The 26,258-nt window shown below is 73.3% G+C and carries 28 protein-coding genes and 1 pseudogene; 13 read left to right on the top strand and 16 right to left on the bottom strand.

The features are described 5' to 3' along the window. Positions 1 to 11: 11 nt before the first annotated feature. Positions 12 to 437 carry a Rid family hydrolase gene (locus ACJOT3_RS05250; RefSeq protein ID WP_406969358.1) on the bottom strand — a complete coding sequence of 142 codons (426 nt, stop codon included), beginning with the start codon at positions 435 to 437 and terminating at the stop codon, positions 12 to 14. A gap of 121 nt (positions 438 to 558) precedes the next feature. On the opposite strand from ACJOT3_RS05250, the gene ACJOT3_RS05255 reads away from it, so the two are divergent. From ACJOT3_RS05255 to ACJOT3_RS05265, 3 genes are all read left to right on the top strand, one after another. Beyond that, positions 559 to 1,068, top strand: coding sequence for a MarR family winged helix-turn-helix transcriptional regulator (locus tag ACJOT3_RS05255; RefSeq protein WP_406969360.1), 510 nt, complete (start codon positions 559 to 561; stop codon positions 1,066 to 1,068). A 122-nt stretch (positions 1,069 to 1,190) separates the two neighbouring features. Continuing rightward, positions 1,191 to 1,397, top strand: coding sequence for a DUF5988 family protein (locus tag ACJOT3_RS05260; RefSeq protein ID WP_406969362.1), 207 nt, complete (start codon positions 1,191 to 1,193; stop codon positions 1,395 to 1,397). Positions 1,398 to 1,654: 257 nt separating this feature from the next. Then, positions 1,655 to 2,161, top strand: a complete 507-nt coding sequence (locus ACJOT3_RS05265) for a DinB family protein (RefSeq protein WP_406969364.1) — start codon at positions 1,655 to 1,657, stop codon at positions 2,159 to 2,161. A 225-nt stretch (positions 2,162 to 2,386) separates the two neighbouring features. Here the strand turns inward: ACJOT3_RS05265 and ACJOT3_RS05270 are convergent, their stop codons facing one another. Beyond that, on the bottom strand, positions 2,387 to 3,397 hold the full coding sequence (locus ACJOT3_RS05270) for an intradiol ring-cleavage dioxygenase (RefSeq protein ID WP_406969366.1): 1,011 nt from the start codon (positions 3,395 to 3,397) through the stop codon (positions 2,387 to 2,389). A gap of 290 nt (positions 3,398 to 3,687) precedes the next feature. On the opposite strand from ACJOT3_RS05270, the gene ACJOT3_RS05275 reads away from it, so the two are divergent. From ACJOT3_RS05275 to ACJOT3_RS05285, 3 genes are read left to right on the top strand one after another with little or no spacing between them, the layout of a single operon-like run. Further along, positions 3,688 to 4,461: an SDR family oxidoreductase gene (locus ACJOT3_RS05275; RefSeq protein WP_406969368.1), complete on the top strand. Its 774-nt coding sequence runs from the start codon at positions 3,688 to 3,690 to the stop codon at positions 4,459 to 4,461. Next, positions 4,458 to 6,422, top strand: coding sequence for a Na+/H+ antiporter NhaA (gene nhaA / locus ACJOT3_RS05280; protein ID WP_406969370.1), 1,965 nt, complete (start codon positions 4,458 to 4,460; stop codon positions 6,420 to 6,422). The genes ACJOT3_RS05275 and nhaA overlap by 4 nt, the downstream gene beginning before the upstream one ends. Further along, complete coding sequence (locus tag ACJOT3_RS05285; RefSeq protein WP_406969372.1) at positions 6,419 to 7,144, top strand: SDR family oxidoreductase; 726 nt, start codon at positions 6,419 to 6,421, stop codon at positions 7,142 to 7,144. The genes nhaA and ACJOT3_RS05285 overlap by 4 nt, the downstream gene beginning before the upstream one ends. A gap of 217 nt (positions 7,145 to 7,361) precedes the next feature. Here the strand turns inward: ACJOT3_RS05285 and ACJOT3_RS05290 are convergent, their stop codons facing one another. Next, the gene (locus tag ACJOT3_RS05290) at positions 7,362 to 7,847 is read right to left on the bottom strand and encodes a hypothetical protein (protein ID WP_406969430.1); all 486 of its coding nucleotides are present in this window, start codon (positions 7,845 to 7,847) and stop codon (positions 7,362 to 7,364) included. 265 nt (positions 7,848 to 8,112) lie between these two features. On the opposite strand from ACJOT3_RS05290, the gene ACJOT3_RS05295 reads away from it, so the two are divergent. Beyond that, positions 8,113 to 8,544 (top strand): hypothetical protein, encoded by a 432-nt coding sequence (locus ACJOT3_RS05295; protein WP_406969375.1) that lies wholly within the window; start codon positions 8,113 to 8,115, stop codon positions 8,542 to 8,544. Between the two features lie 252 nt (positions 8,545 to 8,796). On the opposite strand, the gene ACJOT3_RS05300 is transcribed toward ACJOT3_RS05295, so the two are convergent. Continuing rightward, positions 8,797 to 9,237, bottom strand: coding sequence for a winged helix-turn-helix transcriptional regulator (locus ACJOT3_RS05300; RefSeq protein ID WP_406969377.1), 441 nt, complete (start codon positions 9,235 to 9,237; stop codon positions 8,797 to 8,799). 65 nt (positions 9,238 to 9,302) lie between these two features. On the opposite strand from ACJOT3_RS05300, the gene ACJOT3_RS05305 reads away from it, so the two are divergent. Then, entirely contained in the window at positions 9,303 to 10,247 is a 945-nt protein-coding gene (locus tag ACJOT3_RS05305; protein WP_406969379.1) for an NADP-dependent oxidoreductase, read from the top strand. Between the two features lie 345 nt (positions 10,248 to 10,592). On the opposite strand, the gene ACJOT3_RS05310 is transcribed toward ACJOT3_RS05305, so the two are convergent. Continuing rightward, positions 10,593 to 11,189, bottom strand: a complete 597-nt coding sequence (locus ACJOT3_RS05310) for a Dps family protein (RefSeq protein WP_406969381.1) — start codon at positions 11,187 to 11,189, stop codon at positions 10,593 to 10,595. A 257-nt stretch (positions 11,190 to 11,446) separates the two neighbouring features. Next, complete coding sequence (locus ACJOT3_RS05315) at positions 11,447 to 12,658, bottom strand: cytochrome P450 family protein (RefSeq protein WP_406969383.1); 1,212 nt, start codon at positions 12,656 to 12,658, stop codon at positions 11,447 to 11,449. Between the two features lie 462 nt (positions 12,659 to 13,120). Here ACJOT3_RS05315 and ACJOT3_RS05320 point away from each other — a divergent pair, with 462 nt between their 5' ends. Continuing rightward, positions 13,121 to 13,534: a hypothetical protein gene (locus ACJOT3_RS05320; RefSeq protein ID WP_406969385.1), complete on the top strand. Its 414-nt coding sequence runs from the start codon at positions 13,121 to 13,123 to the stop codon at positions 13,532 to 13,534. A gap of 14 nt (positions 13,535 to 13,548) precedes the next feature. On the opposite strand, the gene ACJOT3_RS05325 is transcribed toward ACJOT3_RS05320, so the two are convergent. Further along, entirely contained in the window at positions 13,549 to 14,742 is a 1,194-nt protein-coding gene (locus ACJOT3_RS05325; protein ID WP_406969387.1) for a PucR family transcriptional regulator, read from the bottom strand. 403 nt (positions 14,743 to 15,145) lie between these two features. On the opposite strand from ACJOT3_RS05325, the gene ACJOT3_RS05330 reads away from it, so the two are divergent. Then, positions 15,146 to 15,973, top strand: coding sequence for an aldo/keto reductase (locus ACJOT3_RS05330; protein WP_406969389.1), 828 nt, complete (start codon positions 15,146 to 15,148; stop codon positions 15,971 to 15,973). A gap of 19 nt (positions 15,974 to 15,992) precedes the next feature. Here the strand turns inward: ACJOT3_RS05330 and ACJOT3_RS05335 are convergent, their stop codons facing one another. Then, positions 15,993 to 16,157 (bottom strand): hypothetical protein, encoded by a 165-nt coding sequence (locus tag ACJOT3_RS05335; RefSeq protein WP_406969391.1) that lies wholly within the window; start codon positions 16,155 to 16,157, stop codon positions 15,993 to 15,995. Between the two features lie 95 nt (positions 16,158 to 16,252). Between ACJOT3_RS05335 and ACJOT3_RS05340 the strand changes: the two genes are divergently transcribed. After that, entirely contained in the window at positions 16,253 to 16,801 is a 549-nt protein-coding gene (locus tag ACJOT3_RS05340; protein ID WP_406969393.1) for a RidA family protein, read from the top strand. On the opposite strand, the gene ACJOT3_RS05345 is transcribed toward ACJOT3_RS05340, so the two are convergent. Beyond that, complete coding sequence (locus ACJOT3_RS05345) at positions 16,743 to 17,999, bottom strand: DMT family transporter (RefSeq protein WP_406969396.1); 1,257 nt, start codon at positions 17,997 to 17,999, stop codon at positions 16,743 to 16,745. The genes ACJOT3_RS05340 and ACJOT3_RS05345 overlap by 59 nt on opposite strands. A 107-nt stretch (positions 18,000 to 18,106) precedes the next feature. Between ACJOT3_RS05345 and ACJOT3_RS05350 the strand changes: the two genes are divergently transcribed. Then, positions 18,107 to 18,724 (top strand): TetR/AcrR family transcriptional regulator, encoded by a 618-nt coding sequence (locus tag ACJOT3_RS05350; RefSeq protein WP_406969398.1) that lies wholly within the window; start codon positions 18,107 to 18,109, stop codon positions 18,722 to 18,724. A 32-nt stretch (positions 18,725 to 18,756) separates the two neighbouring features. Here ACJOT3_RS05350 and ACJOT3_RS05355 read toward each other — a convergent pair whose 3' ends face one another. Then, positions 18,757 to 19,641, bottom strand: coding sequence for a sulfotransferase family protein (locus ACJOT3_RS05355; RefSeq protein ID WP_406969400.1), 885 nt, complete (start codon positions 19,639 to 19,641; stop codon positions 18,757 to 18,759). Between the two features lie 175 nt (positions 19,642 to 19,816). On the opposite strand from ACJOT3_RS05355, the gene ACJOT3_RS05360 reads away from it, so the two are divergent. After that, positions 19,817 to 20,614 (top strand): SIR2 family NAD-dependent protein deacylase, encoded by a 798-nt coding sequence (locus ACJOT3_RS05360; RefSeq protein ID WP_406969402.1) that lies wholly within the window; start codon positions 19,817 to 19,819, stop codon positions 20,612 to 20,614. Positions 20,615 to 20,841: 227 nt separating this feature from the next. Here ACJOT3_RS05360 and ACJOT3_RS05365 read toward each other — a convergent pair whose 3' ends face one another. The 6 genes and pseudogenes from ACJOT3_RS05365 to ACJOT3_RS05390 form a co-directional block, all read right to left on the bottom strand. After that, positions 20,842 to 24,153, bottom strand: coding sequence for an NACHT domain-containing protein (locus ACJOT3_RS05365; protein WP_406969404.1), 3,312 nt, complete (start codon positions 24,151 to 24,153; stop codon positions 20,842 to 20,844). A gap of 123 nt (positions 24,154 to 24,276) precedes the next feature. Continuing rightward, positions 24,277 to 24,951 carry a uracil-DNA glycosylase gene (locus tag ACJOT3_RS05370; protein WP_406969406.1) on the bottom strand — a complete coding sequence of 225 codons (675 nt, stop codon included), beginning with the start codon at positions 24,949 to 24,951 and terminating at the stop codon, positions 24,277 to 24,279. A 92-nt stretch (positions 24,952 to 25,043) separates the two neighbouring features. Continuing rightward, on the bottom strand, positions 25,044 to 25,280 hold the full coding sequence (locus ACJOT3_RS05375; protein ID WP_406969432.1) for a helix-turn-helix domain-containing protein: 237 nt from the start codon (positions 25,278 to 25,280) through the stop codon (positions 25,044 to 25,046). A 162-nt stretch (positions 25,281 to 25,442) separates the two neighbouring features. After that, positions 25,443 to 25,586: pseudogene (locus ACJOT3_RS05380) on the bottom strand (DUF2283 domain-containing protein); the annotation flags it as partial. Positions 25,587 to 25,591: 5 nt separating this feature from the next. Then, positions 25,592 to 25,825, bottom strand: coding sequence for a DUF4258 domain-containing protein (locus tag ACJOT3_RS05385; protein WP_406969408.1), 234 nt, complete (start codon positions 25,823 to 25,825; stop codon positions 25,592 to 25,594). Continuing rightward, positions 25,825 to 26,229 carry a hypothetical protein gene (locus ACJOT3_RS05390; RefSeq protein ID WP_406969410.1) on the bottom strand — a complete coding sequence of 135 codons (405 nt, stop codon included), beginning with the start codon at positions 26,227 to 26,229 and terminating at the stop codon, positions 25,825 to 25,827. The genes ACJOT3_RS05385 and ACJOT3_RS05390 overlap by 1 nt, the downstream gene beginning before the upstream one ends. Between the last annotated feature and the right edge of the window lie 29 nt (positions 26,230 to 26,258).

The following is a 26,258-nucleotide window of genomic DNA, read 5'->3' on the forward strand; positions in this document are numbered from 1 at the left end:
CCGGCGGTGGCTCAGTTGCCGGAGCCGACGATGGCGGTGACGCGGATCTCCACGCGCATGGCGGCGAGGCCGAGGACCGTGACGCCGGTCTCGGTCCAGATCGGCGCGCGGCCGCCGAGGCGGCGGCGGAACTGCTCGGCCATGACCGCGTTGTGGTCCTCACCGATGACGTCATCGCCCGGCGCGACCTTGTGGTACGAGTTCACGTGGATGACGTCCTTCCAGGTCGCGCCGACCGTGGCGAGTGTGCGCTCCACGTTGTCGAAGGCCTGGACGATCTCCTCTTCCAGCGAGTCGGGGATGACCAGGTCGTCATCCACCCCGGCCTGGCCGGAGATCTCGACACGGTCGCCGACGCGGACGGCCCCGCTGTAGCCGAGGGCCGCGTGCAGCTTCTCGCCGAAGCCCGGGGTGACGCCGAAGGTAACGGTGCTCATGGTGCTCCCTCTCCCTGGGGTGCGTTTCCTCTTTGGTGAGTTCACGCGTAAAGTTAAACTAGCAAGTGATGACTTCAAGCGTCAAGTGATGACGGTCTCCGGCGGAAGGATGGGAAGGTCCATGAGCAGTGCGGAAGAGCCAGTGAGCGGCACGGGCGAGCACGGGGATGACGGCGAGCTGCGGTGGCTCGACGAGCAGGAGAAAGCGGCGTGGACGGGGCTGATCTCCCTCGTCCTACTGCTGCCGAGCAAGCTGGAGTCGCCGCTGCGGCAGGAGAACGGCCTCACCCTGTTCGAGTACCTCGTGCTCAGCCACCTCTCCGAGGCCCCACAGCGCAAACTGCGCATGGGCGAGCTCGCCTTCCTCGCCAGCGGATCCCTCTCCCGCCTGTCCAACGTCGTCAAACGCTGTGAACAGCGCGGCTGGGTCGTACGCACCCCCGACCCCTCCGACGGCCGCTACACCCTCGCCGAACTCACCGACGTCGGCTTCGACATCGTGCACCAGGCGGCACCCACCCATCTGCGCTCCGTGCGCAGCATCGTCCTGGACTCGCTCAACGCGACCGACCAGAAGGCCCTCGCGCGCATCGCGGAGAAACTCCGCATCGTTCCGGATGGCCTCGGCTGACGGTCGTCCAACGCGATGACCCGGAGGGGAGGCGGTGTGCCGGCGGCGCGGGCCGTGGCCCGTTCGTCCACAGGCGGGTGTCGCCCCTGGTCAAGGTCGGTGCGCCGTGAGAACCTGCGGTTATGGGTACCGAAGGCAAGGCAATGCTCGAAGGCGGCCCCGAGGAGCTCAACGAGCAGATCGTGTCCGTCGACCGACCCGGTGACGAGCTCAAGCTGCCGTTCCGCAACGGGTACGAGCACTTCATCCCGACGCAGAGGCGAGCCGACACCTCGGAGGGGCCGGTCTCCGTCTACGAGTGGTCGTCCCGCACCGAGATGGCGAGCTGAACCGGGTCCGGTAGGCCGTGGTCCGATCACCGGACCACGGTTCCGGCCTGCCTTGACGGGCGTGGCCGCTACCGGCGGATCACCGCCGCATGTCCACCGCTGGGGCGCTCTCGTTCCATGACCATCGGCGGCACCCGGCGTCCACGTGTGCTCCGGGCGGCGGAGTGGCCGGTGCGGTCGGTGAAGGGGCTGCCGGGCTGTCGGCCCCGCGGGGTAGCGTCGGCCGCACCGCGCCGACACCCCCGGGAGACCCCGCCATGACGCTTCCCGCCGACCCCGAGACCCGCGCTCTCCTCACCGCCCTCACCCGACAGCGCGGCCACGTCCTCGCCGCGCTCGACGGCCTGTCGGCCGCCGACCTGCACCGGCCGGTGCTGCCCTCGGGCTGGACCTGCCTGGGGCTGGTCCAGCACCTGGCGTTGGACGTCGAACGCTTCTGGTTCCGCGCCGTCCTCACCGGCGACCCGGACGTCATCGCCGCCTTGAACGACACCGCCGACGCCTGGCGGGTGGACCCCGGCGTCCCGCCAGCCGAGGTCCTGGACCGCTACCGCGCCGAAACCGCGCTCGCCGACGCCGTCATCGCCGCCACACCCCCCGACGCGCCTTTGGTCTGGTGGCCGCAGCACCTCTTCGGCGACCCGCACCTGCACACCCTCCGGGACGTACTGCTGCACGTCATCACCGAGACCGCCTTCCACGCCGGGCACCTGGACACCGTCCGCGAGCTGATCGACGGCCGGCAGTGGCTGGTCCTGACCTGAGGCGCGTTCGGCCCGCAGGGCCGTGGTCGCTGGACCGTCTCTCGTCGGGCCTCCCGCACCAGGGCGTTCGAACGCACACCGACCATCACCGGGCGTCATGCGAGAGATCACCGGGGCCCGCCGTGTGCCGCCGCCGAGCCCGCGAGGCGGGGCACCGCCGGGGCCCGGCGTCCGCCGGGCACGTCCGACCCTGACGGGCGCCCCGGCGTCCCCGGACGCACCTCGTCACTGTTCCGGCGGGGACGGGGGAGTGCCACCCTCGGGCGGAGTCCCGCCCTGCGGCGGCTCCCCACCCCCAGGGCCGCCCTCCGGCGGCGTCCCGCCGCCGCCCTCGCCCCCTTCGCCACCAGGGGCCCCACCGCCCCCACCCGCCGACGCGTCCATGGTCACGCCCACCACCACCGTCAGCGTGTACCCGTCCTCCGGCGTCCCCTCCGTCACCGGCACCGGCGTGACCACCATGCTGTCCGGTTCGCCCTCCACCGCCTGCGCCTCCTGGAACACCTGGTCCTCCTCGACCGGCGTCAGCTCCAGCACGTGCTCGGAGTACGGCTCCCGCTCCGCCACCTCCGCACAGAACGCGTCGGCGAACAGCAGCTGCCCCGTGTGCACCGTCGTCCCGCCCTCGTAGGTGGTGTCGATCTCCCCCTCCGTGTGCACCTTGAGGTGCACGTGCGTCACCCGCGGGCTGTACCACCCCGGCACGATCGTGGTGAACCGCGCCGTCCCCTCCCCGTCCACCGGCTGGATCCCGCGCAGGAACGACTGCTCGTCGCCCTCCCCGTCCTCCGCCGGCACCTGCCCGCCCGGGCTCGCCTCCGTGTACCCCGAGTAGTAGCCCCAGGCGTCGCAGTGCCAGATCTCCACCGCCACCCCCTCGCCGGTCAGCGGCGTGCACCCGTTCTCGAAGTCCACCACCGTGATCGCCAGCGCCAGCGGGAACCCCTGCTTACCCTCGGTGATGTCCTCCCGGACCAGCTGCCCGTCCAGGTAGTACGGCCCCTCGGTGACCTCCGGCGACAGCACGCACACCCCCTCCGAAGCACTCGGCGACGGGGTGGCCGCCGCGCCCGAGCCGCCCCCGGCCGTGTCGGCCGCGCATCCCGCCACCCCGGTAGCCCCCGCCACCCCCGCGGCGACGGCCCCGCCCCCCAGCGCGATCGCCCGCCGCCGGTCGACCACCGGCCCCCGGAACACGTCCCCGTTCGTGGGTTCCCCGTCCCTGTGTCCCCTCATGCGTCCCCCGTCCGTCACGGCCCCGCCCTCCGGGGCCTCCTCGACCGCAAGGTACGGGCTCGCACTGAGAGAATCCTGAGGACACGGTGAGCGCCTCCCGGGAACCGCCCCGCACGTGTTCGCTGCACCCCCGCCTCCGCCCCGCCCCTGCCTTCGCCCCCGCCTCCGCCCCGCCCGGCACCGCCCCCACGTGTCGTTGCGCCCCCCGCCCCCGCCCGGCTGTGAGACTGAACCGAGGACCACCGCGGCCCGGCCGGGCCGCATCGGAGCCGCACGAGGGGACCGGTCCCATGAGCCCTGCCACCGACCCCGGACCGCGCGGTCAGCGCGTCGCCGTCGTCACCGGCGCCACGGGCGCCGTCGGCCGGGCGGTCTGCGAAGCCCTGGTCGCCCACGGCACCCGCACCGCCATGCTCGACCTCAACGAGCAGCGCCTGCGCGCCCTGCGCGCCCACGTCGGCGAGGAGGAGAACACCTGCTTCCACCGCACCGACGTCACCGACCCCTTCGACCTCGTCGAGGCCCGGGACGCCGTCCTTGAGAAGTTCGGACCGCCCGACCTCGTCGTGGTCGGCGCGGGCGTCCTCAGCGCCGCCCCCTTCGAGGAGGCCATCCCCGCCGAGTGGAACGCCATGCTGGAGACCAACATCAAGGCCCTCCTCCAGACCGCGCAGACCTTCTCGGACGACCTGCTGTCCACGGCCCGGCAGGGCTGGAAGGCCGACCTGGTCCTCATGGGCTCCGCCCACGCCCTCAACCGCCAGCGCGACTACGCGGTCTTCTCCGCCATCGCCACCGCCATCGTCCAGCTCTCCCGCCACCTGCGCGCCGAGTTCGGTGAACGCGGCGTGCGCGTCCACTACGTGGCCCCCTACTTCACCGAATCCGCTGCGGGCACGAGCCCCTCCGCCTCCCCCGCGTCCGCCGCCATCCACGGCCGCCTGCGCGGCGAGGTGTCGCTGGTCCCCACCGAACACGTCGCGGACCTGCTCATGTTCATGACGGGGCTCCCGGCCCGGGTCAACCTCGCCGAGGTCACCATCAGCCCCACGGAGACCCTGTGACCGGGGCGAACGGGGCACCCGGGGCGAGCAGGGCATCCGGGCCGACCGGGGGAACCGGCGCGACCAGGACGACCGCGCTGACCGGGCTGACCAGGCTGGCCGAAGCCATCGAACGCTTCCCCCAACGCCTGCGCCGCCTGCGCGCCGCCCTGCCCGGCGACGACATCCTCGGCGCGCTACTACTGCTCGCCGCCACCCTCCTCGCCCTGCTCTGGGCCAACCTCGGCGGCACCACCTACGACGACTTCTGGCACACCCACCTCACCGTCACCCTGGGCGCCATGGAACTCGACCTGAGCCTCCAGCACTGGGTGAACGACGGCCTGATGGCCCTCTTCTTCCTCATGGTCAGCCTGGAGGTCAAACGCGACTTCGTCATGGGCGAGCTGCGCCAGTGGCGGCGGGCCAGCGTCCCGGTCATCGCCGCGGTCGCCGGGCTGGTCGTCCCGGCGCTGCTGTTCCTGCTGCTCAACGCCCCGGGCCCGGTCGCCCACGCCTGGGGCATCGTCATCTCCACCGACACCGCGTTCGTCATCGGGCTGCTCGCGGTGTTCGGCGACCGCGTCCCGGTCCAGCTGCGCGCGTTCCTGGTGGCGCTGGCGGTCGTCGACGACGTCGGCGCCCTGCTGGTCATCGCGTTCGTCTACACCGACACCCTGAACGCGGCCGGGTTCATCGGCGCCGCCGTCGTCTGCGGGGTCGTCTACCTGGTCCAGCGGATGCGCGCCTGGCGCGCCCGCACCTATGTCCTGGTCGGCGCGGTGCTGTGGCTGGCGGTCCTGGTCTCGGGTGTGCACGCCACCATCGCCGGGGTGCTGCTGGGGCTGCTGCTGCCCGTCTACCCGCCCACCCGGGAGAGCATCCGCCGGGCCGAGGAGCTCACCCAGGTGTTCCGCCGCACCCCGCAGGCGCGCACCGGGCGCGACGCCGCCGACGGGGTGCTCAGCTCGGTGTCGGTCAACGACCGGTTCCAGCTGGGTCTGGGCCCGGTGGTGGCGTTCTTCGTGGTCCCGGTGTTCGCCCTGGCCAACGCCGGGGTCCTCATCACCGGCGAGTCCCTGGCCCGCGCCTTCACCTCCCCGCTGACCTGGGGCATCATCCTGGGCCTGGTGGTCGGCAAGTTCGTCGGCGTGCTGGGCGCCACCGTCCTGGCCACCCGGTTGCGCCTGGGGGAGCTGTCCTCCAGCGTGCACATCCGCCACGTCGCCTCGGGCGCGATGCTCACCGGCATCGGCTTCACGATCTCCCTGTTCATCGTCGACCTCGCCCTGGACGACCCGGCGGCCCAGTCGGACGCGCGCATCGGCGTGCTCACGGCCTCCCTGATCGCGGGCCTGCTGGGGATGGCCGCGCTGGCGCTCACCGCCCGCTACGACGCCGCGCACGCCCCGGACCGGGTGCGGCTGTCCCGGCCGGTGGACCCCGGACGCGACCACATCGCGGGCGACCCGGGCGCCCCCATGACCCTGGTGGAGTACGGCCGCTTCGGCGACCCGGCCGGCGCCATGGGTTCGGAGGTGGTCGGCGAGGTCCTGGAACAGTTGGGCGACTCCGTCTCCTACGTGTTCCGGCACAACACCCTGGGCGACCTCATCGCCTACCAGGCGGCACAGGCCATCGAGGCGGTCGCCGCCCAGTCCCCGAACCTGTTCTGGGCGATGCGCGGGGAGCTCGACCGGGCCTGCATCGACGCCACGGTCGACCTGCGCGAGATCCGCCGCGCCGCCGTGATCGTGGGCGCCAACCGGGCGCGGATGGAGGAGGACCTGCGCCGCGGCCAGTGGCGGGCGCGGGTGGACGACGACGACATGGACGCGCGGTCGATGGGCCTGGCCACGGTGCCCAGGTTCTTCGTCAACGGCGTGCTGTACACGGGGCCGGTGGACACCGACGGGCTGGTCCGGGCCCTGGAGGAGACCCGCGGGTCCCAGGGCCCGGCCACGGAAGGCAGGACGGCATGAACGCATCCCGCACGGCGGTCGTGACCGGCGCCGCCTCGGGCATCGGGGCGGCGGTCACCGACGCCCTGCTGGCCCGCGGAGACCGGGTGATCGCGGTGGACCGGGCCCCGCTGGAGGTGGAGCGCGCACGCCTCACCGCCCACCGCCAGGACCTCGCCGAGGAGGCGGCGACCCGGGCGCTGACCGCCCGGATCGTCGAGGAGAACCCGGGCCTGGACACTCTGGTGCTCAGCGCGGGGGACGCCGCCTTCGCCGGTTTCAAGGAACGCGACGCCGACTTCTGGACCCGCAACTTCACCAACAACGCCACCAGCGCCATCGCGGTCGTCCGGGGACTGATCCCCGGGCTGGTGCGCACCGCCCAGGAGACCGACCGGCCGGTGGACGTGGTGGTCGTCGGCGCGATCTCCTCCGGCATCGCGTTCGCCGGATCCGTCGTCTTCAGCGCCGCCGCGGCGGCCCTGGAGTCCTTCGCCGACCAGCTCCACATCGAATGCCACAAGACGGGGATCCGGGTGCGGAACCTGCACGTGGGCTACGTGGTCTCGCCGATGACCGAGTCCATCGAGTACAGCCCCCTGGACGCCGACTACCGGCGGTTCCGGGAGAACGCGCTGCTGCCCGCCGACGTCGCCGAGGTGGTCCTGTACACGATCGACCGGCCCCGGGGCGTGCACCTGCGCGACATCTCGCTGGTGTCCACCGCCCAGGGCTGGGCCTGACCGCCCGTCCGCTGTCCGCCCGCCGCCCGTCTGCCGCCGCCTGCCCGTCCGCCGCCTCTGACCGCCCGCCCGTTTGCCGCCGCCTGCCGGGCCGCTCCCGCCGGCCACCGGACCGCCCGCCCGCTTGCCGCCGCCCTCGTCGCACGCCTGCCGGGCCGCGTCCCCCGCCGTCCGCCGGGCCGTCCGGCGGGCCACCCGCAGACGGCCTCCCGCCCGGCTAGCCGCGGACGGCGCCCTCGGGCCAGACCACGTGCACCGGGACCCCGTGCCGCCGGGCGTTGGCCACCGCGTCGGCGGTGCCGCCCTTCCCGGTGCCGGGTTTGCCGTCCCACACCGCGAACAGCCGCTCCACCCGGGCCAGCACCGCGGTGTTGGCCGCCTCGTACGCCTCCTCGCCCGCGGTGCGGAACGGCATGAACCGCACCGCCGCGGCGCGCATCAGCAGCCCGTCGAACCGGTACAGGTCCTCCGCCGCCACCTTGGTCTCCCGGTAGTCGACCGACGGCAGGATCACCTCCAGGGTCCCGCGCGCCTCCCACACCGACTCCGCGAACACCTGGTCCGCCCCCTTGGCCAGGCAGGACACCCCGACCAGCTCGGGGCCGCCGCCGAACTCCGCCAGTTCGCGGTCCAGGGCCCGCCGCACCAGGGCGGTGGTCTCTTCGCCGAGATCGCTGTGTCCGGTGATGCCGATGCGGGGCACGTGGTCCTCCAGGGGGTCGTGAGGAAGCGGGCCCACCAATCTAGCGGTGCGCTTCCCCCGGGGCGTGACGCAGAGAACGCCGAGATCAGCGAAAGATGTCCGTTATGTATGTCAAAGTGTGTTTTGGTGATCCCCTGTGCCCGGGACCCCGCGCAGTCCCGCACCCCGGCCCGCTCCCCGGGGACCGGCCGCGCTCCGGGCCGGATCCCCGTACGCCGGAGCGGGAACACCCCTCCGGCCGGCACTCTCCCCTGGAGCACCCCACGTGAACGGCCGACGCCGCCGCCTGCTGCTGGAAACCCTCGACCCCATGCTCGCCCCCGGGGAGCAGGTCGAGGTGACGACCCTCGTCAACCTGAGCTCCGTCTCCGTCGCCCGGACGGCCGCGTTCGCCGCCGTCTCCGCGGCCCTGAGCGGCGGGATGGCCGTGATCCCCGTCCCCACGCCCATGTACCTGGCGGTGACCGATCTCAACCTGTACATCTTCCAGGCCGACCCGATGTTCTCCCGCCCCCGGGCGCACCTGATGACCATCCCGCGCGCCGGACTGGTCCGCACACCGGTCAAGGAGCGCATCCTCAACTCGTCCTTCGTGGTCTCCCACCCCGAGGGCGACCAGGGGCTGCGCCTCATCTTCGGCGGCCTGGGCCGCAAGGAGCGCAACCTCGTCGCCGCCGCCCTGCCCGTCGCGGGCTGACGCCCTCCCGCCCCGGCGGCCCGCTCGGCGGCGGGCCGCCGGGGCGTCCGCGGGCAGCGGTTGCACGGGCGGGGGCGGGCGGCATGTCCGCCGTACGGCGGGGTGCGGGGGGCCAAACCCCGTGGCCCAGCGGTGCCGCGACAGCGGGCGGCCCACCGCCTCAGTTCTGCCGCCGGGGCGAGGTGGACTCCCGGGCCGGCGGCTCACTGTTCGGACGCCATGTCCGCCCTACGAGGGGCCTCGGTCCACCGTTCAGCGCCGCTGCGGGGGCGGGGCGGCCTCCCGGGCCAGCGGCTCCACCGGGCGGGCGGCGCGTTCGTCGTAGCGGGCGCGGGCCGCCTCCACCTCGTCCATGTGCTCCTCGGCCCAGCCGCGGATCGCTCCCATCAGCGTGCCCAGGCTCTCGCCCAGCGGCGTCAGCGAGTACTCCACCTGCGGCGGCGTCGTGGGGTACACGGCACGGTCCACCAGCCCCGCCCGCTCCAGGTCGCGCAGGGTCTTGGTGAGCATCTTCTGGGTGATCCCGTCCAGCAGGCGGCGCAGCGCGCCGAACCGCATCGGGCCCGGGGCGAGCGCGCCCACCACCAGGCACACCCACTTGTTGGCCAGCAGGTCCAGGGCGCTGCGCGAGGCGCAACTGCGCAGGTAGGCGTTGGCTCCGCCGAGTTCGCGCAGGTCGGGGGTGGTATACACGGGGTACCTACAGCTCTTGAAAGTGCCTTCTGTACAGGGGATACCGTAGCTGGAAACCTGGCGGCATGACAGAGCAGATGCGCGCCGTACGCCAGACCTCCCTGGGCGGACCGGAGGTCCTGGACCTCGTCGAGGTGCCCGTCCCCGACCCCGGGCCGATCCAGGTCCGGGTCCGGGTGCACGCGGCCGGCGTCAACCCCACCGACTGGAAGATGCGCGAGAGCGGGTACTGGTACACCCTCCCCTTCGGCCAGGGCTGGGACGTCTCGGGCACGGTCACCGCCGTCGCCCCCGGCGTCACCCGGTTCGCCGTGGGCGACGAGGTGTACGGGATGCCGAACTTCCCCGACACCCCCGGCGCGTACGCCGACGAGGTCGTCGCCCCCGCCCAGCACTTCGCCCGCAAACCGGCCGCGCTCGACCACGTGAACGCCGCCGCCCTGCCGCTGGCCGCCCTCACCGCCTGGCAGGCGCTGGTGGACGCCGCCCGCGTCGAACCCGGGCAGCGGGTCCTGGTCCACGCCGCCGCCGGGGGCGTGGGCCACCTGGCCGTGCAGATCGCCAAGGCGCGCGGCGCCCACGTGATCGGCACCGCCCGCGCCGCCAAGCACGACGCCCTGTACGCCCTGGGCGCCGACGAACTCGTCGACCACACGGGCACCGACTTCACCGCGGCCGTGTCGGGGGTGGACGTGGTCCTGGACGGGGTCGGCGGCGACTACCTGGAGCGTTCGCTGGGCGTCCTGCGCCCGGGCGGCCTCTACATCGGGCTGGAGAACCCCTTCGCCCTGCCCGGGATCGCCGCGGCCGCCGCGGCCCGCGGGGTGCGCGGCACCACCGTCATGGTCGCCCCCGACCACGCGGCCCTGGAACGGATCGCCGACCTGGCCGACAAAGGCCTGCTGCGTCCGCTGGTCGCCGAGGCCTTCCCGCTGGAGCGGGCCGCCGACGCCCACCGGCTGAGCCGGGAGGGGCGGACCACCGGCAAGATCGTCCTCACCCTGCGCTGAGCGGTCCCACCGGCTCCGTTCGGGGCGGCCCGCGGCGCTCCGCACCGACCGGCCGCGGACTTCGTGCCGGGCGTTCATGGGGATGCCCCGCCCGGGGCGGCCCCGCGGTGGTGCTCCGCGCTGAGCGGCGGCGGGCCCATGCCGAGCGTTCGTGGGACGCCTTGCCCGGGGCGGCTATGTGGAGGTGCCCCGCGCGACCGGCCACACGGGTCCGATACCGGGAGACTCGGGCGGCGCTCCGCACCTACCCCGGCCGCGCGGGGTCGGCGCGGGCCGGTCCCGCCGGTCCGGGACACACGGAAAGGGGCCGGGCGGCGTACCGCCCGGCCCCGCACGTCCGGTCCGTCAGGAGTGCACCAGCGGCGTGTCCACCAGGTGCTCGGCGACGAACCACGCCTCCAGCTCGTTCTTGCGGATGACGTCCGACACCAGCAGGTCGTTGGTGCCGTCGTCGCCCAGCTCCTGCACCCGGGTCGCCGCGTCGTGCGCCTCCTCCAGGATGGTCTCGTGCGCCTCCAACAGGCGCGAGAGCATCGCCGGGACCTCCTCGACCCCGTTCGGCGGGCGCGGGATGTTGGTGATCTCCGCGACGTGCCGGGGGTCGCCGACCGCCACACCGCCCAGGGTCTGGACGCGCTCGGCGAGGGCGTCGATGAGCTCCAGCTGCTCCTCGGCGTGCTTGTCCATGAGCAGGTGCAGCTGGTAGAAGGTCTGGCCGCGCATCAGCCAGTGGTGCTTCTTGTAGAGGTCGTGCAGGATCCGCGTGTCGCACAGCACCTGGTTGAGCCGCTGACACGAGTACATGCGCGCGTCGTAGGACAGCCCCACCGGGAGTTGGCGGACCGTGCCGAACTCCTGGATCTCCTTGCCCTTCTGGTGCAGCCAGGGCTGGCTGCTCCTGGGCTTGGGCGCGGTCTCGGACTTGTTGTCTGCGGTCGTCACCTCTGGTCCCCCTCCAGTCGATGTGACTCGTGTTCGCGGCGGAGAGCGCCTGCCGGAACCCCGCCTGCCAGTCTCCGCCCACTACCCCCCGCGAAGCCCGCATAACGGACCAATCAGGGGTAAGTTTTCGGTGCTTCTTGGTTTCCCGCCTTCCGTTCCCTCCACCTCCAGCCTGCCGGGCCCAGCGGGCGCGGGGGAGGGGCGCAGGGCCCGGATGCGGTCGGCCCTCGGTCCTGGGTCCTCGGCCCCGGGCCCGGTCAGGCCGGGTCGAACCGGACCGGCAGCGCGAACAGCCCGTGCATGATCATGCTCGGCCACCAGCGCAGATCCCCGTCGGCGGCGAGGTACAGCCCCGGCAGCCGGTCCAGCACCGCGTTCACCGCCACCTGCGCCTCCATCCGGGCCAACTGCGCCCCGATGCAGAAGTGGGCGCCGTGCCCGAACGCCAGGTGCGCCTCGCCCCGCTCGGGCACGAAGGCGTCGGGGTTCGCGTACCGGGCCGGGTCGCGCCCGGCCGCCAGCAGCGACACCAGGACCGGCTCGCCCGCCGCCAGCTCCACCCCGCCCACGGTGGTCGCCTCGCGCGGGAACCGCCAGGTGGCGTTCTGCAAGGGGCTCTCCATCCGCAGCGCCTCCTCGATGGCCGGGCCCACCAGGTCCCGGTCGGCGCGCAGCCGCTCCAGCTGCTCCGGGTGGCGCAGCAGCAGGTGGAACAGGTTGCCGATGAGCGCCACCGTGGTCTCGTGCCCGGCCACCAGCAGCAGGAACGCGGCCGAGGTGACCTCGTCGCGGCTCATCTCCCCGCGCCGGTGCGCCTCCACCAGGTCGCCCAGCAGGTCGTCGGAGGGCGCGGCCAGCCGGGTGTCCACCAGGGAGCCCAGGTAGGAGTCGAACCAGTCGGTGGTGGCGGCGATCGCCTCCATCTCCTCGTACGAGGAGGAGTCGATGACCGCGGCCTGCCGGTGGAACTCCGCCCGGTCCGCCTCGGGCACGCCCAGGATGTCGCAGATGATCGTGATGGGCAGCGGGTAGGCCAGGTCCCGCACCAGGTCGGCCTCGCCCGCGCCGTCCGCGGTGATCCGGTCCAGCAGGCCGGCGGTGACGCGCTCGGCCCGCTCCACCAGCGTCCGCACCCGCCGCGGGGTGAACGCCGCGCCCGCCGCCCTGCGCAGCCGGGTGTGGTCGGGGGCGTCCACGTTGACCATGCTGAGCATCAGCGAGGGCCGGTGGTCGTAGGGCAGCCCGAGCCCGGCCTTGCGCCAGACCTCGTTGCCGGCGTGCGGGCTCTTGAGCATGTCGGGGTCGGCGAGCACCGCCCTGGCGTCGTCGTACCGGGTGACGATCCACGCCCACGCCCCGCCGGGCAGGTCCACGCGGTGCACGGGGGAGTGCTCGCGCAGCCACCGGTAGGCGGGGTGCGGGTCGGCCTCGAACGCGGGGCCGTGCAGCTGTGGAGGGGAGGCGGACATACCGGGCCTTTCGGGGTGCGGCTGCGGGGACCCCTGACTCCTACCCACCCACGTGCCGCGCCCACGGCCGCTTCCGGACACCGGCCCCGTCGTACTCGCCCGGCCGCTGGGCCGACCCGCCGCCCCACCGGGTCCCCGGCCCGGACCCGCCCGCCGGGGATCTCCCCGGTCGATCCGGTCTGCCGCACCCGCCCTGCCGCCCCACCGGCTCTGACCCGTTCATCGGGGACCTCCCCGGCCGGTCCGGTCTGCCGCACCCGCCCTGCCGCCCCACCGAGTCCCGCCCCACCGGGTCCCGCTCCACCGGCCCGGACCCGCCCACCGGGGATCTCCCCGGCCGATTCGGTTTGCCGCACCCGCTCGGCCGACCCGCCGCCCCACCGGGGCAGCGGCCCGAGCCCGTCCGTCGTACCCGCCCGCTACGGTCGGCCCGTACCTCCACCCCCGGACCGAGGAGACCCCGTGAGCTGGGACGTCCTGCTGATGCGCTTTCCGAACGACGCCGTGTCCGTCGCCGGCCTGCCCGATGACTACGAGGTTTCGCCGATCGGCCCGGTGTCCGAGGTCCTGGGCAGGATCCGCTCCGCCTTTCCCGGTGCGGACCTGTCCGATCCCGCATGGGGCCTGCTCCGCGACGAGCGGTCCGGATGGTCGATGGAACTGAACATGGGAACGAAAGACCCGGTCGAGAGCATCATGCTCCACATCCGCGGCGGCGGGGACGTCGTGTCCACCGCCCTCTCCCTGGCCCACCTGTTGGACTGCCGCGCCGTCGACTGCTCCGACGGGGAGTTCCTCTCCGACGAGGGGGGCGGGGAATCCTGGGAGGAGTTCCAGGCCTACCGGGACCAGGTCATCGGGCGGCCCCTGGAGTGACCCCCGACCCCCGGTCAGGGGGCGATCGCGCAGGCCGTCTCCAGCACGAACCGCGACCACGGCCGGTGCGGGTCGTGCCCGGTCAGCTCCCGCACCCGGCGCAGCCGGTAGCGCAGGGTCTGGGCGTGGATGTGCAGGGCGTCGGCGGCCACGGTCGCCGCACCCTCCCGGAAGTACGCCCGCAGCGTCTCCAGCAGGTGCGCGCCCGACTCGGTCAGCAGCGGCCCCAGCACCGCCCGGCGCACCGCGTCGGGGGTGATCGGGCCGCCGTTGAGCAGCGCCAGCACACAGGCGTCGGCCTCGCCGAGCAGCCCGCCCGGCCCGCCGGATCCTCCGGACCCGGCGGACCCGAACGCGTGCGGCGGCGCCGTCTCCAGCGCCCCGTCGGCCAGCCGGTAGGCCGCCGACACGTCCGCCAGCGGCCGCGCCGCCGGGACGCAGCCCCGCCAGGTTCCGCCGTCCAGCGCCCGCGCCGCCCGGTCGGCGTCGTCGGGGGCCAGCAGCAGCACCACCCGCCCGGACCGGGTGGTCACCAGGGGCTCGCCGCCCGCGGGCTCCACCCGGGCCGCCAGCTCCAGGGCGCTCGACGCCGTCACCGGCCCCTCGTCGCCGACCGGTTCGGCCACCACCAGCACGCCCGGGTCCGGCGGGGCGATGCCCAGGGTGCGGGCCCGGTCGCGGATGGCGCCGCGCGAGGCCTGGCGGCCGATGAGCAGGTCGTCCAGGAAGGCGCGCCGCGCCCGCTCCAGGTCGGCGTCCATCCGGCGGGCGGTCTCGGCGTGCCCGGCGGCCAGGCTCTCGGAGATCTGGTCGATGGAGGTCATCCACAGTTCGCTCAGAGCGAACACGTCGGCGGTGTCGAGCCTGTCGCCCGCGTACTCGGCCACCGCCCGCACCGCCGCCACCGATCCCACCCGGTGCGCCCGCACCACCGCGCCGATCGACCGGCCGTCGGCCGCCCGGCTGCGGCCGATGCCGCGCAGCCGCTCCACGTCCTCCGCGGTCAGCCGTTTCGCGCCGGCCACCCACAGCTCCAGGGAACGGGTCACCAGCCACGCCGTGATCGCCCGCACCTCGGCCAGCTGCGACCCGTGCAGCGCCCGGTAGGCGGGCACCTCCGCGTGCACCTCGGCCACGATCCGCTCCACCAGCGCGGCACGGTCCCGCATCAGCTCCGCACCCACCGCGGCCCGCCGCTCCCGCCCCATCCGCCCCTCCCATCGCCACCGGCCGGTACCGCACGCCCGCGACCCGCCGCCGGTCGGCACGGCGGGCCCTGCCCGCGTGGCCGCGGACCGCCGGGCACACCCGTGCATTGTCGCCGCCCGGTGCGGTCCGCCGCCTCTCGGAAGGCGCCTGCATGCCGTCTGAGCTTGGATCTCGGGCGCCCGGCACTGCCGTTCGATGACGTTCTCCGCCGGATCGGCGGTGCGATCAGCGGCCTCCCGGGTAAAAAGCCCGTACGGCGGCGGTGCAGCCACCGGAGCGCGACCGGTCCGCCGTGGCAGTATGCCAAGTGTGCGGCCTGGGGGAGGCCGCGGGCCCGCCGACGGCCCTTCGGCGGGCGGCGAGGGCGTTGTGGGCCGACGGGGGATGACGGCGATGAGGACGATGACGGTTCCCGAGCTCACGCTCAACAACGGGCTGCGCATACCGCAGCTGGGCCTGGGCGTGTGGCAGGTACCCGACGACCGGGTGGTCGACGTGGTCACCACGGCGCTGGAGGCCGGCTACCGCAGTATCGACACCGCGGCCGCCTACGGCAACGAACGCGGTGTGGGCGAGGCGCTGCGGCGTTCGGGCATCGAGCGCGAGGACCTGTTCGTCACGTCCAAGCTCGCCAACCCCGACCAGGGTTTCGACGCCACCCTGCGGGCCTTCGACGCCAGCCTGGAACGCCTGGGCCTGGAGACCCTGGACCTGTTCCTGATCCACTGGCCGCTGCCCGCCCGCGACCTCTACGTTCCGAGCTGGAAGGCGCTGGAGCACCTGTACGCCGAGGGCCGGGCCCGCGCCATCGGGGTGTCCAACTTCCAGGTCCCGCACCTGGAGCGGGTCATGGAGGAGGGCGGCATCACGCCCATGGTCAACCAGATCGAGCTGCACCCGCTGCTGTCGCAGTCGCGGCTGCGCGAGTTCGACCGCGCCAACGGCATCGTGACCGAGGCGTGGAGCCCGCTCGCGCACGGGCGCCTGCTCACCGACGACACCATCATCGGGATCGCCGAGGACCACGAGCGCACGCCCGCCCAGGTGGTGCTGCGCTGGCACATCCAGCTCGGCAACGTGGTCATCCCCAAGTCGGCGACGCCCGAGCGCATCCGCGCGAACTTCGACATCTTCGACTTCGAGCTCACCGACCAGGAGATGGACCGCATCGCCGCGCTCGACAACGGGACCAGGACCGGCCCCGACCCCGACGAGTTCGACGGCGACTGACCGCCGCCGCCCCGCGGCCCTAGCCCTGCCGCAGCTCGCGGCGCTTGCGCGCGCCCAGCAGGGTGGCCTCGGTGCCCTGGCGCTTCATGCGCACGACGTAGACGATGCCGCCGATGAAGATGGCGGCGAACAGCGCGAGCACCGCGACGAGGGCGAACGCGGACAGCAGGAAAGTGATCGACATGTGCTCATCGTAGCCGCCCGTCCGAGCCACCCCCAGTGGGGGAGCCCGCCCGAACGCGGCCGGTGGGCCGACCCGTGACCGGAAGGGCCCCGCCGGTGGACCGCACACCGCACCAGATCGTCAATCCGCTGACCCTCGCCGACCCCGTGGGGTACGCCCACGCCCTGGTGGTGACACCGGGCCGGGTCATTTACATCGGCGGCCAGACCGCCCGCCGCTCCGACGGGGTGGTGACCGGGGACGGCGTGGTCCAGCAGTTCGACCGCGCGCTCGGCAACGTGGTGGAGGCGCTGCGCGCCGCCGGGGCCGAACCCGCGCACGTGGTGGACATGCGCATCTACACCACCGCCATGCGCTCGTACCGGGTCAGCAGCAACACCATCGGGTCAGTGTACCGCCGCCACATGGGCCGCCACTACCCGCCGATGACGGTGCTCGGGGTGACCGACCTGATGGACCCCGACGCGCTGGTGGAGATCGTGTGCACCGCGGTCGTCCCGGACGTCCACGACGCCGCGGAGCTGGAGGAGGACGACGAGACCCGGGAGATGCTGGAGAGCATCGAGGAGTCGTCCGGACCGGGTGTCACCGCGGCCCCGGCCTCGGAGGACCCCGGTGACCTGCGTGAGCGCTCGCCCGCCTGAGCGCCGCGGGCCGGGCACGGCCGGTGCCGCCGGTACCGCGGCCGGAACCCGCCACCAGGGCGACCGCCGCCGCGCACACGGCCAGGCCCGCCAGGGCGGCCGCGCCGACCGGGTCGCCGAACATCAGCAGTGACCACAGCAGGGTCGTCGGCGGCGTCAGGTACAGCAGCGCCGACACCCGGGCCACCCCGAACCGCGCCAGGGCCGCCCAGTACAGGCCGTAGCCGCCGACGGTCGACAGCACCACCACCCAGGCCACCGCCGCCCAGAACCCGGGGTCGGCGGGCGGGGCCAGCCTCCCCGTCCCCGCCGCCAGGGCGGTGAACAGGACGGCGCTCACCCCGCACTGCACGGCCAGCGCCTGCACCGCCGACCCGCCCGGCCGCAGCCGCCGCTCCAGCAGGGTCGCCGCCACCAGCGACAGCATCGCCCCCACCGGCAGCGCGTACCCCCACCAGGGAGCGGCGCCGGGCGTGCGCAGGTCGGCGCCCACCACCAGGCCCACCCCGGCCAGGCCCAGCGCCAGCCCGGCGACCTGCCGGGGCCGGACCCGCTCCCCGAGCAGCGGTACCGCCAGGGCCGTCGCCACCAGCGGTTGCAGCGCCGCGATCAGCGCGACCGTCCCGGCGGCCACCCCCGCCCCGGCCGCGGCGAACACCCCGTACAGGTACCCGGCCTGGGCGAGTGCCCCCACGGCGGCGTGCCCGGCCACGTCCCGCCCGGTCATCCGCCCGGCCACGGACCGGGCGCCGCGCACCTGTTCGCCCCGGGGTCGTCCGCCGCGCGGGCGGGGCTCCGTCTGCGGTCCGGCGCCCGGCCCGGCGGCCCGCGGCCGCGCGTCCTGCGGGCGGGGTTCCGGTGACCCACCCCGTAGTCGCGCGTCCGGTGGCGGTTCTGTGCCCGTCCCGGTGGCCGGCCGCCGTCTGTCCCGCGGGCGGGGCTCCGGCGCCTCACCCTGCGGCCGCCCGTCCGGCGGCAGGGCCGTCCGCGGGTCGGGCTCCGGCGGCCGTGTGTCCCGCGACCGCACGTGGGTCCACAGGGCCCAGGCGGCCAGCGGGGCGGCGATCGCCAGGAACCGCCAGGCCAGCAGGGTCTCTGCGGGGGCGTGCCGGGTGCCGAGTTCGGCCCCCACGAACCCCGAGCTCCACATCACCACCAGGCCCGCGGCGAGCAGGACCGGGGCGAACGAGCGTCGCATCCGCCGACCTCCGAACGTCTCGTGTGCATCCGTCGCCCCCAGGTAAACACACCGGTCGGTATACTCGCGATGTAGTACTCGTTCATCCGCAACCCGCAGGGGGAGCCATGACCGCCACCGGGACCCGCGCCGCCGCTGGTACCGCCGACCGTGCCGACCGTCCGCTCACCCCGGCGGCCCGCCGCATCCTCGACGTCGCAGAGGAGCTGTTCTACTCCCGCGGCATCAACACCGTCGGCATGGAGCTCATCGCCGAACGCGCCGAGGTCACCAAGAAGACCATCTACGACCGGTTCGGCTCCAAGTCCGCCCTGGTCGCCCGCTACCTGAGCGCCCGCGACGCCCGCTGGCGCGCCCACCTGGAATCGCGCCTGGAGTCCGCCGCCACCGCGCGCGAACGCGTCGCCGCCACGTTCGACGCCCTGGAGGAGTGGGTGGCGCGGGAGAGCCCGCGCGGCTGCTCCATGGTCAACGCCCACGCCGAGATCGCCGACCCCGACCACCCCGGCCGGGCCGTGGTCCAGGAACAGAAGCGCTGGCTGCGCGCCCTGTACGCCGACCTCGCCCGCCGGACGGGAGCCCGTGACCCCGAAGCGCTCGGCGACTCCCTCACCATGCTGCACGAGGGGGCCGTCCTCGCCCGCACTGTCACCGGTGTGCCCGACGCCGTCCGCACCGCGCGGGCGGCGGCCGACGCCCTGGTCACCGCCCACGGCGCGCCCTGAGCCGGGCCCGAACGATCAGGGCACGGTTCAGGTCACAGGTAGCCGAGGCGGGACAGCTCCAGCCCCGCCACCTCCACCACGTCCGCGTGCTGGTCCCGGGACAGCCGGTCCCGCCACGTCCCCACCCGCCAGGAGCGTTCGATCAGCAGTTCCGTCGCCGACACCCGCACCCCGGTGAACTCCCGCAGCTTCTTGGCGGTTTGCACCTCGCCGCCGTGCAGGTCCTCGTAGCGCAGCGTCAGCAGCCGGTCGGTGTCGATGTCGCGGCGCAGCGCCGCCGACATGCGCACCGCGCCCCGCCAGCGCATCGCGCACTTGGCCTCCAGCGACCCCTCCCCGAACGTCTCCAGGTCGGAGGAGTCCTCCAGCCCGAAGAAGTGGTTGGGGAACTCGTGGTCCAGCTTCATGAAGCTCGGCTTGAGCCAGGCGAGTGAGCGCTCGTCGTCCAGCATCTCCGCGATGGCGTCCCGCCCGTCCCGGATGATCTGCACGAACAGCGCGTCGGGGAAGGCCGCGTGCAGCGCCCTGGCGCTGAACAGCAGGTCCGGGCTGGCGTCCCCGTACCGGCTCACCTCCGGGCTGTGCTCGCAGGGTTCGGCGGCGGCGTTGGCGGGCACCCGCTCCCACCGCCCCGCACAGCGCGGGCAGGTCAGCGGAGTCAGCTGCCACGACTCCGCGTACGCCTCGCGCAGCAGGCTGGCGGTGCCCGCGACCTTCTCCAAGGCCAGCGAGGGTCTTCGGGCGACGGCGTAGACGGCGTTGAGCACACCCGAGGAACCCGCGCTCATATGGAACCCGGGTGCGCGGGACAGGGCGCGGGCGATCTCGGGGACACCGGAGTGGGGAGCACCCAGCAGAAACACAGGGCGCTGCACCTTGGTCCCGTTGACCACGAGGATGTAGGACGGCTGCTTCATGATCGTGTTGATTTTCGCACCCTTTGCCCTTCTCGTGTGCATCGAGGGGGTGTCGGTCCTGCGCGCCCTGGTGTGCTTTCCGAGGCTAGGGTGTGCAAGGGGTGTACGGGGCCGCCCACCACCAAGCCGAGGGAAAGCCGACACCAAGTCGCCGCAAGATTGAGGTAGGGCCGCGATGACAGCAGACTCCACAGCGTTCGCCGATCCCCAGGCGTTCGAGCGGGCCGCCGAACTCCTGGAGGCGGCCGGCCGCATCACGGTCCTCACCGGCGCCGGAGTGTCCACCGACTCCGGCATCCCCGACTTCCGCGGACCGCACGGCGTGTGGACCACCGACCCCGACGCCCAGGCCCAGTCCGACATCACCATCTACATGGGCGACGTGAACGTCCGGCGCCAGGTGTGGGCCCAGCGCCGCGCCCACCGGGTGTGGGGCGCCGAGCCCAACGCCGCCCACCGCGCCCTGGCCGACCTGGACCGCACCGGGCGGCTGCGCGCGCTCATCACCCAGAACATCGACGGCCTGCACCAGCTCGGCGGGGTGCCCGACGAGCGGGTGGTCGAGGTGCACGGGACGATGCTGTGGGTGCGGTGCATGTCCTGCGGGCGGCGCACCCCCACCCCCGAGGTGCTGGCCCGGCTGGACGAGGAGTCCGACCCCCGCTGTACGGCCTGCGGCGGCATCCAGAAGTCGGACACGATCTCGTTCGGCCAGAACCTGGACCCGGACGTCATCCTGGCGGCGACGCACGCCACCCGCGACTGCGACGTGTTCCTGGCGGTGGGCACGTCGCTGACGGTCCACCCGGTGGCGGGGCTGTGCGACATGGCGATGATGGCGGGGGCGTCCCTGGTCATCGTCAACGGCGAGGAGACGCCCTACGACGACTTCGCGTCGGCGGTCGTGCACGACTCCATCGGCGAAGTGCTGCCCGCCCTGGTGGAACGGGTGACGGCGGCCGCCACCCGCTGAGCGCTCCCGCCCGCCCGCCCGCCTGGCGCGGGCGGGCCGGGCCGGGCCGGGTGACGGCCCCGTCCGCCGAACGGCCCGGAGGGCGGGGACTCCTCGTGCTGGGCGGGCCGTCCCGACCCGCATCCGCCGTGGGGCGGCCCTCGCGCACCCTCCCGGCTTGTGCGCGCCGCCACCCGGGCCGCCGTCCCGCGTGCCGGGACAACGGGTCCGGGTCCGGGGCCGTCCCGTCAGCGCAGGTGGGCGGGGGTCCGCTGGCGCCTCCCGCGCTGGGGGTTCTCCTGGTCGACGATGGCGATGATCCGCCTCACCAGCTCGTCCGGGAGGAACCCCGAGGGGAACAGCGCCAGCACGGGGGCCACGGAGTCCTTCATCAGCCGGTTCCCGGTGACGACCGAGTCGACCCCGGACAGGTACTCCCGGACCATGCGCCGCAGCGGCGAGTACTCCGCGTCGTCCCCGCCGCCCGGCCAGCGCAGGTCCTCGGCCGCCTGCCGCAGCACCATCAGCTCCAACCTGCCCAGCTGGGTCGAGGTGAGCATGCGGCGGTAGGACTTCAGCCGGCCCTCGGGGTCGACGTGGGGCGCGGCCAGGCGCAGTTTCAGGATCTCGTGCGGCTCCAGCCAGGCGCTGTCGCCGTCGGGGTCCAGGAACCAGGCTCCCAGGTCGCCGTGGACCTCGCTGAAATAGGGGAGCAGGCCCAACAGGGTTCGGGCCCCGCTGCCGTTGACGCGCATGGAGGTGGAGCGCAGCATCCGGGAGATCGTCCGGTCGAACGCGATCGTCATCTGGTAGGGGTCGTAGACGTCCGGGGGGACCTCCAGATCCATGTACAGCTCGAACCCGATGCACTCACCGATGTTCACGGGGTCTCCGGTCTCCCGGGTGAGCAGGCTGTGGCTTTCCTCGCGATTCCAGGATCCCAGGTGGCGCGCGCGTACGGTGTTCAGCATGCTGAACCATTCGGGGCTGTCCAGGGAGCGCCACACACCCACGAGGTTGCGCCACTCCGTGAGTTGCAGCGCCGGCTCCGGGAACAGTTCCCGCAGGTCGACCGGGTCGTCGACCTCGCGCACCAGGACCAGCAGCACGACGAGGTTCGCCGTGTAGTTGGCCTGCCGGACGGTGACCGGCAGCCGCGCCGGCTCGAACTCGGTGTAGGAGCGGTTGGCCGCCGGGAACGGCGCCTCCCGGAACAGCTCGACGAGCAGGTCCGCGTAGTCCCCGCGCAGCCCCGGGTCCTCGGCGAACCGCCGCTCCAGCAGCTCCTCCAGGAAGTCCGGGACCTTCTCCCGCCCCGGCAGGCACGCGAACGACAGCAGAGCGTACAGCTCCCCGTCGTCGATCCGCCGCGCCCGGCCGCGCCGCCGAGAGGTCCGCGAACGCGAGGCGTCCAGCTCCTCCAGCGCCGCCACCACGGTCCGCGCCACCAGGTACTCGCCGAAGGTGGCGTGCAGGAACTCGAACGTGCTCGCCGTCCCGTCCCCGGTCCTGGCCCGCGCCTCGTGCACGAAGAAGAACCGGCCCAGCACCTGGTGGGCCGGGTCGATCCGGCCGTGCAGCCCCGCGTCGTCCGGGTCCAGGGCGGCGTCGGGCAGCAGCACCGCCAGGTCGCCGTCCAGCTCCTCGGCGCTCACGTTCTGCTTGCGCCGGGTGAACATGGCCAGCGCCGCCACCTCCAGGCGGCGCAGCTCGCCCTCCACCGCCTCGGCGAGGTCGTCCCGGCCCAGGCCGGAGTGGTGCTTGTCCACCTCCCGGCGGGCGAACATGGTGAGCAGGCGCTCGTACAGCTCCCCGTGGGTGAGGTGCCGGTCGGTGTGGCGCAGCGCGCCGTCCTCGGCGTCGTAGATGAGCAGCATCATCAGCAGCAGCGGCTGTTCGGCCAGGTCGCGGTAGCGCAGCACCGCCTCGGTGGTCAGGGCGCCGTTCGTGTTCCCGTCCCCGTTCGCGTTCCCGTCCCCGTTCGCGCCCACGGCCCTGTTCGTGTCCGCGGTCCGGGCGTTGGCCCGGTTCCAGATCCCCACCAGGCGGCCGATCCGCGGCTCGTCGAAGGGGTCCAGCTTGATGACGGTGGTGCCCTGGGGGAAGCGGGCGCGGTCGGCGACGACGGTGCGGGTGGTGATGATGACGACCACGGGCAGGCCCATGGCCTCCTGCTGCTGCTGGAACTCCTGGACGCGTTCGAGGTAGTCGGAGCGGTCGACACCGGTGGCCTGGAGGAGTTCGTCGAACCCGTCCAGGATGATCACGGGCAGGGCCCCGTCGGCGGAGTCGGCGAGCTCGCGCCAGGAGACGCGGGTGTGCAGGGCGGCGGCCAGGCCCTCCTCGATCTGCATGTGGATGGGCGAGTTGGGGCTGACCGAACGCAGCTCCACCCGCACCGGCAGGAAGTCGGAGGCGGGCAGCCGGGCCGCCAGCACCTCCGTGAACTTGGACTTGCCCGCCCCCGGGTGCCCCAGCACCACCGTCGGGCGGTCGGTGGCGTCGGGGTGGGTCAGGTGGGCGGCGATGAACGAGCCCAGGTCGTCGACCGGCGGGTACAGCGACCACCACTGCTCGGAGGAGGGGACCGCGTTGGCGGTGATGGTCGCGATGCGCCCGCGCGGGGGGATGTAGGCCTCGGCCAGCGAGGGCAGCACCAGCCCGGGCGGAACGTCGGAGGCGCGCAGCACGGGGCGTTCCAGCACCGCGCGGTGGGCGGCGAACAGCTCCTCGCGGCGCCGGTCCACGGGGCGGTCCGAGGCCACGGTGGCCAGCAGGCGGCGCAGCTCGCTCAGGCCGTCGTCGACGGCGGCGCGGGTCCGCTGGTGCTCCAGCTGGTGCGCCCACAGGGCGAACTCGGGGACGTCGACGGCGAGGGCGCGGTGCAGCTCCTCGTAGCGTTCGGCCGACCGCAGGCCCAGGTCCCGGCCCACGGCCACCAGCAGGGGGTGGGCGGGGGAGTCCAGACCGTGCTCGCGGGCGGCGGCCACCCGCGGCACCGCGTTCTGGAAGGCCTCGGCCAGGCCGAAGAAGTACTCCTGCCGGGCAGGCTCCTCCGCCCGGGACGCGCGTGCGTGCGCCCCGGGGGCCTCGGGCGGGTCGGTGCCCTCCGGCGGGGCGGCCTCCAGGGCCCGCCGGGAGGTGTCGAGGTTCCAGCGGTAGGGGAGGGCGACCCGGCCGGGCCGGCCGGGGGAGAGCAGGGGCTCGAACAGGGCGGCCCGGTCCTCCTCCGAGAGGCCCAGCTCGGCCAGGGAGAGCGGGGCGCCGGCGGCCTCCCAGACCTCGTCCAGGGCCTCCAGGAAGGCGACCGCCGCGAGGATGCGCTCCGCGGCGAGGATGCGCTCGGTGCGGGTCAGGCGGCTCTGGCCCCGGAGGTGCTCGCGGATGCCCTCCACGGCCTCGCGGCCCTTGCTCACGAGCAGGCCGCGCAGCCCGAACAGGTCGGGGACCCCGAGCAGGCCCAGGCCGCCGTCGGCGAGCCGCTCGGCGAGGTCCCAGGCGTCGGAGTCCTTCTTGCCAAGGATCTTGAGGGCATCCGCGTAGGAGAGCTTCTTGGCCACGTGGGGGGACCTTTCCGTCGTCGGGGGCGGAACACGGGTCGGACCCGGCACCGGGGGTCGGTGCCGAGTCCGCAGGTCAACAGGGGTATGGGTGATGGGGGATGTGCGCGAGAGCGCGGGCTGCTAGGTCAGGCTCCAGTCCACCGGCTTCGCGCCCTGCTCCTCCAGCATCGCGTTCGTCCGGCTGAACGGCTTGGATCCGAAGAACCCGTTCCGCGCCGACATCGGGCTCGGGTGCGCCGACTCCACGCACGGGACCCCCGGCATCAGCGGCCGCAGGTCGCGCGCCTGGCGCCCCCACAGGATCGCCACCAGCGGCCCGCCCCGCTCCGCCAGCGCCCGGATGGCCTGGTCGGTGATGGCCTCCCAGCCCTTGCCCTTGTGGGAGGCGGGCGAACCGGGCTGCACCGTCAGGACCCTGTTGAGCAGCAGCACGCCCTGCTCCGTCCACGGGGTGAGATCGCCCGTCTTGGGGATCTCCAGACCCAGGTCCTCGTTCATCTCCTTGTAGATGTTCTTGAGGCTCGCGGGCGGCCGCACGCCGGGGGCGACGGAGAAGCTCAGCCCCACCGGGTTGCCGGGCGTGGGGTAGGGGTCCTGCCCGACGATGAGCACGCGCACGTCGTCGAACGGCTGCTGGAACGCGCGCAGGACGTGTTCGCCGGCGGGCAGGTAGGTACGCCCTTCGGCGACCTCCTGCCGGAGGAAGTCACCCATGGCGGTGATCTGCGGTGCGACCGGTTCCAGGGCCTTCGCCCACCCGGCTTCCATGATTTCGTTGAGGTCCTTGGTGGCCATGGCCAGAACATTAGCGTTCGGCGGCGACATCCACGGCCGTTCCGGTCGATCGACCCCCGAACGGACACCCCCAACGGCGTGAGGGCAGACGATCAGCCGAGTGCCCGAAGGTCGGCACTCGCCTCCCGAAGGTAGTCGTGAACTGCCCGTTCGGGCACACGGTAGGAACGGCCGACCCTTATGGCGGGCAGCACACCGGAATGCACCATGCGATACACCGTCATCTTCGACACCCGCATGATCGTGGCGACCTCGGCGACGGTCAGGAATGGCGTCTCTTCCAGAGGGGGCGTGGAACCCCAACGCGATCGTTCAGGCCGGTTACGCAGCGTTGGCACCGGTGCCGGGACTCGATCGTCCAGGTCTCGGATCTGAGCGGCGAACGATTCGACCCAGTACCGGATCTCCGCGTCCACAACCGCCCCATCCTCGGTGAGCGCCTCCATCACGGCCTCGGTGTCGAGAGGGCGTTGGAGGGTGAGTACCTCGACGCCGACCGGTCGGCCGCCGGGAGAGCGGTCGATGAGGAAGCCCCCGTGATCGACGGTCTTCTCCACCGGGCTGTCATCGAGGGTCAGGTATCCGGCATCGGCTTCCTGGTCGATGGTGATGTTCCGGCCTGTGTCCGCTGCCATGCAAGTCAACCTACCTCCACCACACTCTTGATCACAGGGTTGTCCGTACCCAAGGTCGTGTCTTTGATCGCGATGTAGATCTTGCGCCCGTCCGTGGTCCGCCCGTACAGCTTGTAGGAACGGTTCTCGGGGTCGTAGACCTCGTCCATCGGACGCTGGAGAACGGTCCGGACGTCCTCCTCGGTGATACGCCTTCGCCGCATCCTCGCGCGCAGATGGTCTGTGAAACGCGGCGGCATCAGCTCCCGCCCCCCGTCACCACGTTGAGCGGTCGGTGGGCCTGCGCCTCCCCGACTCTGGCGGAGACCTGCCAGATACCGATTTCGTCGACCACCACTCGTAGAGTGCGGGCCCACAGCCGGTTCCGATGGGGAGCCGAGCTTGTCAGCGCATCGCTCAGACTCAGCGCCGCGCTCCCCGAAGGACGAAGGACTTCCAGTCTGAGGTGGTCGTCCTCGTTCTCCCCGACGAGGGTGGGGGCAGGGATGAGCGCGGCCCCCAACTCCACCGTCGTCGGCAGATGCTCAACGGTGAGGGTGTGCAGGGCGGGATCCCTGATCGAGAGGACGTCCTCGTCCAGGCCGACTTCGATCCCGAGAAGCAGCACGAGACCCGGCGGCGGCACGGCCTTATCGCGTTCCATGCGACCTGACGATAGAGATGAAGAGCACC

Origin of the sequence: Nocardiopsis protaetiae (assembly GCF_045446735.1) — a bacterium.
Classification (GTDB): domain Bacteria; phylum Actinomycetota; class Actinomycetes; order Streptosporangiales; family Streptosporangiaceae; genus Nocardiopsis; species Nocardiopsis protaetiae.